This is a genomic window from Sodalis sp. (in: enterobacteria) (genome assembly GCF_047607725.1).
Classification (GTDB): domain Bacteria; phylum Pseudomonadota; class Gammaproteobacteria; order Enterobacterales; family Enterobacteriaceae; genus JBLKSS01.
On record NZ_JBLKSS010000198.1, the window covers coordinates 1 to 6,387 of the forward strand.

At 58.1% G+C, this 6,387-nt stretch carries 3 protein-coding genes and 4 pseudogenes; 5 read left to right on the forward strand and 2 right to left on the reverse strand.

Annotated features, from left to right (window positions below; genetic code table 11):
• Positions 1-188 precede the first annotated feature (188 nt).
• Positions 189-293: pseudogene (locus ACMX3H_RS15980) on the forward strand (glycogen/starch/alpha-glucan phosphorylase); the annotation flags it as partial.
• A 33-nt stretch (positions 294-326) separates the two neighbouring features.
• On the opposite strand, the gene glpD reads toward ACMX3H_RS15980, so the two are convergent.
• Entirely contained in the window at positions 327-1,835 is a 1,509-nt protein-coding gene (glpD, locus tag ACMX3H_RS15985; protein ID WP_415211536.1) for a glycerol-3-phosphate dehydrogenase, read from the reverse strand.
• Positions 1,836-2,137: 302 nt separating this feature from the next.
• Between glpD and glpE the strand changes: the two are divergent.
• The 4 genes and pseudogenes from glpE to glgP all read left to right on the forward strand — a co-directional run.
• Positions 2,138-2,461: pseudogene (glpE, locus tag ACMX3H_RS15990) on the forward strand (thiosulfate sulfurtransferase GlpE).
• A gap of 302 nt (positions 2,462-2,763) precedes the next feature.
• Positions 2,764-3,610 (forward strand): annotated as a pseudogene (gene glpG / locus ACMX3H_RS15995) (rhomboid family intramembrane serine protease GlpG).
• A 24-nt stretch (positions 3,611-3,634) separates the two neighbouring features.
• Positions 3,635-4,393 carry a DeoR/GlpR family transcriptional regulator gene (locus ACMX3H_RS16000; protein WP_415211537.1) on the forward strand — a complete coding sequence of 253 codons (759 nt, stop codon included), beginning with the start codon at positions 3,635-3,637 and terminating at the stop codon, positions 4,391-4,393.
• 328 nt (positions 4,394-4,721) lie between these two features.
• A pseudogene (gene glgP / locus ACMX3H_RS16005) lies at positions 4,722-6,252 on the forward strand (glycogen/starch/alpha-glucan family phosphorylase); the annotation flags it as partial.
• 25 nt (positions 6,253-6,277) lie between these two features.
• On the opposite strand, the gene ACMX3H_RS16010 reads toward glgP, so the two are convergent.
• Positions 6,278-6,387: transposase domain-containing protein (locus ACMX3H_RS16010; RefSeq protein ID WP_415210691.1), on the reverse strand; the 110-nt coding region annotated here is incomplete at its 5' end.

Below are 6,387 nucleotides of genomic sequence, written 5' to 3' on the forward strand. Positions count from 1 at the left end.
AAACTCTTTTAAACACGGTTTTAAGGCCGTTACGTTAAGTATCAAATGTTTTGCCTATAGGCTCTATTTTGTTCTTTTTTTGTTCATCGGTATCAAATACATAAATCATCCCTAATCCTAAGAAATCCCACGAATTCCCGCCAGATCCCGCCAATTCCCGTAAGTATCAAATAAATTACTTCTCTATACGCCGCGCGGCGTTGAATATCGCCAGCATGGGCTATTTCTCCTCCGACCGCACGATTCGCGAGTATGCCGAGGAAATCTGGAAGGTGGCGCCCGTCCGTCTGTAGTTGCGTCGCGGGCGTCCGTTGGCCGGGCCGGGCTTAGGACGCCAGCGACAGCCGCGCCGGGTTGACGTGCTGTGCCAGCCAGTCGGTAATATGCGCCTGTTGCGCCTCGTCCAGCCACATGCCCAGCTTGGTGCGGCGCCAGATGGCGTCGTCCAGCGTGACCACCCATTCCTGCGCCACCAGATAGCGCAACTCGGCTTCGTACAGGTCGTGACCGAAATCCTCGCCCAGATCCGCCAGGCCGGCGGCGCCCGCCAGCAGCTGCTCGCTGCGGGTGCCGTACGTGCGGCTGTAGCGCCGCGCCAGCGCTTCCGGCAAAAAGGAGAATTTGCGCCACAGTACGGCGGCGTAGTCGTCGCGGGTACCGGCGAAATCGCCGCCCGGCAGCACCGCGTTGCGGGTCCAGGCGCCTTTGGCGTGGGGATAGTAATGAGCCAGTTTTTCCAGCGCATGCTCGGCCAGCTTGCGGTAAGTGGTGAGCTTGCCGCCAAAAACCGCCAGCAGCGGCGCTTTGCCGTCTTCATCGCTTAACGACAGCGTATAGTCGCGGGTCACCGCCTGCGGCGAATCGGATTCGTCGTCGCACAGCGGGCGCACACCGGAATAGGTCCAGACGATGTCCTCGCGGCCCAGGGGCCGTTTGAAATGATCGTTGTAGACCTTGAGCAGATAGTCAATTTCACCGTCATCGATATGCACCTCACCCGGATCGCCGTGATATTCCACGTCGGTGGTGCCGATAATGGAGAACGTTTCCATCCAGGGAATGACGAACACAATGCGGTGATCCTCGTTTTGCAGAATGTACGCCTGCGGCTGGGGATGGACCCGCGGCACGACGATATGGCTGCCTTTTATCAGGCGGATGCCATACTGCGACGGCAAGTGCAGGCTGTCATCGATAAAGTGTTTCACCCAAGGGCCGGTGGCGTTGGCCAGGCCCTTGGCCTGCCAGCGATGGCTCTTGCCGGTCAGGCTATCACGTGCCTCGACTTGCCACAGCCCGTTTTCCCGCCAGGCGCGGGTCACTTGCGTGCGGGTTTTGACATCGCCGCCCCGCGCCACTACTTCCTGTGCGTTGAGCACCACCAGACGCGCATCGTCCACCCAACAGTCGGAATACTCGAAACCGCGCACTATTTCCGGCTTCAGTACCGAATCCGCGCCAAATCGAACGCCCTCACTTGCCGGCAGGCTGGTGCGTTTGCCCAGGTGATCATACATAAACAGGCCCAAGCGGATCATCCACGCCGGCCGCAGATGCGGCCGGTGCGGCAATCGAAAGCGCATCGGGAAGGCGATATGGGGCGCCATTTTCAACAGCACCTCCCGTTCGGCCAGCGCTTCGCTCACCAAACTAAATTCATAATGTTCGAGATAGCGCAGGCCGCCGTGAATGAGTTTGGAGCTGGCGGACGACGTGGCGCACGCCAAATCCTGCGCTTCCAACAGCAATACGGACAGTCCGCGCCCGGCGGCGTCGGCAGCGATGCCGGTACCGTTGATCCCACCGCCGATGACGATCAAGTCTTTGGTTTCCACGCTACCTTCCTCCCAATGCGCGTTACAGTTTTTTATGTTCGTTTTCGCTCATAATTGTAAGCGAAAACCAACATCCACGCCAAGAACTCTGTGCAAAAAAGAGGCCATGCGTGACGCAGTTAACGTTTTTACCCGCGCAGCGCGGGTTGCCGCCATGGCGTTGGGGGGTAACATATCGAGTCAAGCGCCAGCATGGCGTGGCCGGACGCCGGCGAAAAGCGCTGCACGTCGCCCCACGGCTTGCTACACTCCTTTCGCTGCCGCGAGGCGTGCTATCTTTTGGTTAAACGAGGCGTCAGGGTATGGATCAATTTGCAACAACCAGCGTAGAACAGGCCAGAGAACGCTGGTAGCGGGGGAACGCGGTGCTGGTGGATATTCGCGATCCGCAAAGTTTCGCCGCCGGGCATCCCCGTGGCGCGTTCCATTTGACCAATGACACCCTGCCGGCGTTTTTGGCGCAACATGATGCCGCCCGTCCGGTACTGCTGATGTGTTATCACGGCAATAGCAGTAAAGGCGCCGCCCAATACCTGCTGAGCCAGGGATTTGAGGCCGCTTACAGCGTCGATGGCGGGTTTGACGCCTGGCTGAAAGCCTTTCCGCAGGATATTGAATTGCTATAGCGACGAAGACGCGTCGCGGTTCACCGGCCGGCGCCGTGCCGTGGGCCGCCGCCGGGATGGGGAAGGTGGCTGTTACCACCGTGCGTTGCGCTCCTCGCTTTGAGACATAGATCACAAAATTGGCGGGCATCGGCGAGGCGCGTCACAATCTACCGCGCCGGCGTTTCTCCTTTATCCTCAGTGCATTGCCTGGCCGTCTAACGGCGTTGGCGCGGGGGTAAGCCGTCGTCGGACCGCGCGTTTAGCCCGCGAATCGTGTATTCTGTTTCACCATTACCTCATTATGGAAGCGTGAGTGAATCATGATTCGAGTTACCGCCTTGTCTAACGCGCGCCTGGTGTTGGCCTTCATCGATTATATGAAAACCCAAGTGGACATGGAGTTGCGCCCGCAGGGGCGTTATACCGAGCTGTGGCTGGCCCAGGACGAAAAACTTGAACAGGTTGAGGCGGCGCTGGAGGCGTTTTTGCTTGAACCGCAGCATCCCCGTTATCAGGCCGCCAGCTGGCGCACCAGTTCGTTACATTAACCGCGGCGAGACGGGGTCCAGCCTGCGCGCCTGGCTGCCGGCGCTGCGTCAGCAGGCCGGCCCCTTGACGTTGGGGGTGACGGCGCTGTGCGTGCTGGTCTTTCTCCTGATGGCCCTGCTCGGCGATGATCGGGTGATGGCCGCGCTGGCGTATCCCGCCGGTCCGGCTCAGTACGGCCAGATCTGGCGCTGGGTTAGCCATGCCTTTTTGCATTTCTCGCTATTGCACCTGGTGTTCAATGTGGTGTGGTGGTGGTATCTGGCCGGCCTGACGGAGCGCTATCGCGGTAAGGCGTCATTAATCATTTTGTTCCTGCTCTCAGCTATCGTCAGCGGCGTAGTGCAGTCGCATTTCAGCGGGAGCTTTTTCGGCGGTCTGTCTGGCGTGGTGTATGCGCTGATGGGCTATGTCTGGTGGCACGGCGAGAAAAATCCCGGCGGGCCGCTATTTATGCCGCGCGGGGTCATCGTGTTCGCCCTGTTATGGCTCATTGCCGGCTATTTCAATATTTTGGGTATCGCAATAGCCAATGCCGCGCACGTGGCGGGTCTGGTAACGGGCCTGCTGATGGCGTTCTGGCAAACGCGGCGGCGTCAGAGTCATGGCGGTCAGCGCTGATCGGCCGGTAGCAGAGGAGTCAATGTGAAGCAAACGCAGCGGCATGATGCCATTATCGAGCTGGTTCGCCAGCAGGGCTACGTCAGTACCGAGGAGCTGGTGGATCACTTTGCCGTCAGTCCCCAGACAATACGGCGCGATCTGAACGATTTGGCCGAGCAGAACAAGATCCAGCGTCATCACGGCGGCGCGGCGCTGCCGTCGAGTTCGGTCAACGCCGCCTACCATGATCGCAAGGTGATGTGGTCGGCGGAAAAGGCTCGCATTGCGGCGCGCGTCGCCAGCCAAATCCCCGACGGCGCCACGCTGTTCATTGATATCGGCACCACGCCGGAGGCGGTGGCGTACGCGCTGCTGGGTCATAAAAATTTACGGGTGGTCACCAATAATCTTAACGTGGCGACGCTGCTTACCGCCAAGGAAGATTTCCGCCTGATTTTGGCCGGCGGCGAAGTGCGGACGCGCGACGGCGGCATTATCGGTGAGGCCACCCTCGATTTCATTTCTCAATTCCGGCTTGATTACGGCATCCTCGGCATCAGCGGCATTGATTTGGACGGCTCGCTGCTGGAGTTCGATTATCATGAAGTGCGCACCAAACGGGCGATTATCGACAATTCTCGCTGCGTGATGCTGGTGACCGACCATTCCAAATTCGGCCGCAGCGCCATGGTCAATCTCGGTAAAATGGACCTGGTGGATTATCTGTTTACCGACCAACTGCCGCCGCCGGGCGTGATGACGCTTATCGAACACTCCGATGTCAAATTGGAGCTGTGTTGAGCGCAAAGGCTCTAGCGTAAAAATTAACGCCGGCTCTCCCCTTTTTAACGGCGTTGTCTATTCTTTGATCATCACGGCGCTTATCCAGACTCTTCTGCTATCTTTCGCACGGCGACATGAACGGCGACCCCCTGGGGTAGGCCGCGGGGGGCGTCGTGGTTTGGCATCGCGACAGGCGCGGCGATCCGCTTTGCTAAACCTTGGGATAATTGTAGTTTGGCATGGCGATCGCTTGCGGTGGGCGCCGGGATAGCCGTGACGATGGCAGGATCAGGGGGCCGGTTTTCCGGCGCTGTCCACTTTAGGCTAACAGGATAGAGACGTTCATATGCCAAAACCCAAATTTGATAAAGCTGCGTTCCAGGCAGCGCTAGATCGTCAGTGGCAACGTTATGGTCTCGCCGGCGCGCAGGAAATGACCTCGTTTCAGTGGTGGCAGGCGGTCAGCGCGGCGGTCAATAAATGCATCGCCCCCCCAAGCGACCAGCCGGGCAACAGCAAAAAATTTCTCCGTCATGTCAATTACCTTTCCATGGAGTTCCTGCTGGGACGTCTGACCGGTAATAATCTTATCAATCTTGGCGGGTACGATACGGTCAAAAGAGTGCTCGACGGTTATCAGGTTAGTCTTGCCGATATCCTGGAATACGAGGTCGATCCGGCGCTGGGTAATGGCGGCCTGTTATATGGATTCCATGGCGACCGATGGCCAGCCGGCCATCGGCTACGGACTGAATTATCAGTACGGCTTGTTTCGTCAGACCTTCGCCGAAGGCCAGCAATGGGAATTCCCCGACGACTGGCATCGCGAAACCTATCCCTGGTTCCGTCATAACACGGCGCTAAATGTTGAGGTGGGGTTTGGCGGCAAACTGGTGAAAGACGAGCAGGGCGGCAGCCGCTGGGAGCCGGCGTTCTCGCTTATCGGCGAAGCCTGGGATTTGCAGGTGGTCGGTTTTGGCAATGGCGCGGTGCTGCCGCTGTGTTTATGGCAGGCGACGCATCCGCATCCGTTCAATCTGGCGCTGTTTAATGAGGGAAAGTTCCTCAAAGCCGAACGGGCCGGGATCGACGCCGCCAAGTTGACCAAAGTACTTTACCCGAACGATAACCATCAGGAAGGCAAACAGCTGCGGCTGATGCAGCAGTATTTTCAGTGCGCCTGTGCGGTGGCGGATATTTTGTGCCGTCATCATTTGGCCGGCCGCAGTCTGGAAAATCTGCCGGATTATGAAGTTATCCAGCTCAATGATACCCATCAGGCAATCGCCATCCCCGAGATGCTGCGCGTGCTGCTCGACCAACACCAGCTAACATGGGATGAAGCCTGGCTGATTACGTCACGTACCTTTGCCTACACCAACCATACGCTGATGCCGGAGGCGCTGGAATGCTGGGATGAAAAGCTGGTACAGACGCTGCTGCCGCGTCATTTCGCCATCATCAGGCACATCAACGACCGGCTGCGGGTGCTGGTGGAACAGTGCTGGCCGGGCGATAACGCGGTATGACGCCGCTTGGCGGTAGTGCAGGATAAACAAGTACGGATGGCGAATTTATGCGTGGTATGCAGCTTTGCGGTAAATGGCGTCGCCGCGCTGCATTCCGATCTGGTGAAAAGCGATCTGTTTCCCGACTATTGTCAGCTGTGGCCGCAGAAGTTCCATAACGTGACCAACGGCATTACCCCGCGCCGCTGGCTGAAGCAGTGTAATCCGGCGCTGGCGGCGCTAATTGACGAAACCATTGGCAAAGGCTGGATCACCTGGCTTGAAAGGTTAAAAGCGGTGGCGCCTTATGCGGACGATGCGGCGTTTCGCGCCCGCTTCCAGCAAATTAAATACGATAATAAACGTAAGCGTACGCCCAGCGCCGTATTGACAGTTATTCAGCAGGGATGGTGAGGTTCCACGGCAGGAGCTCTTTGATTTTGTTGATGGGATGATCCGTGATAATCGCCAGCACATGGCGCAGATACGCTTCCGGCTCCACGC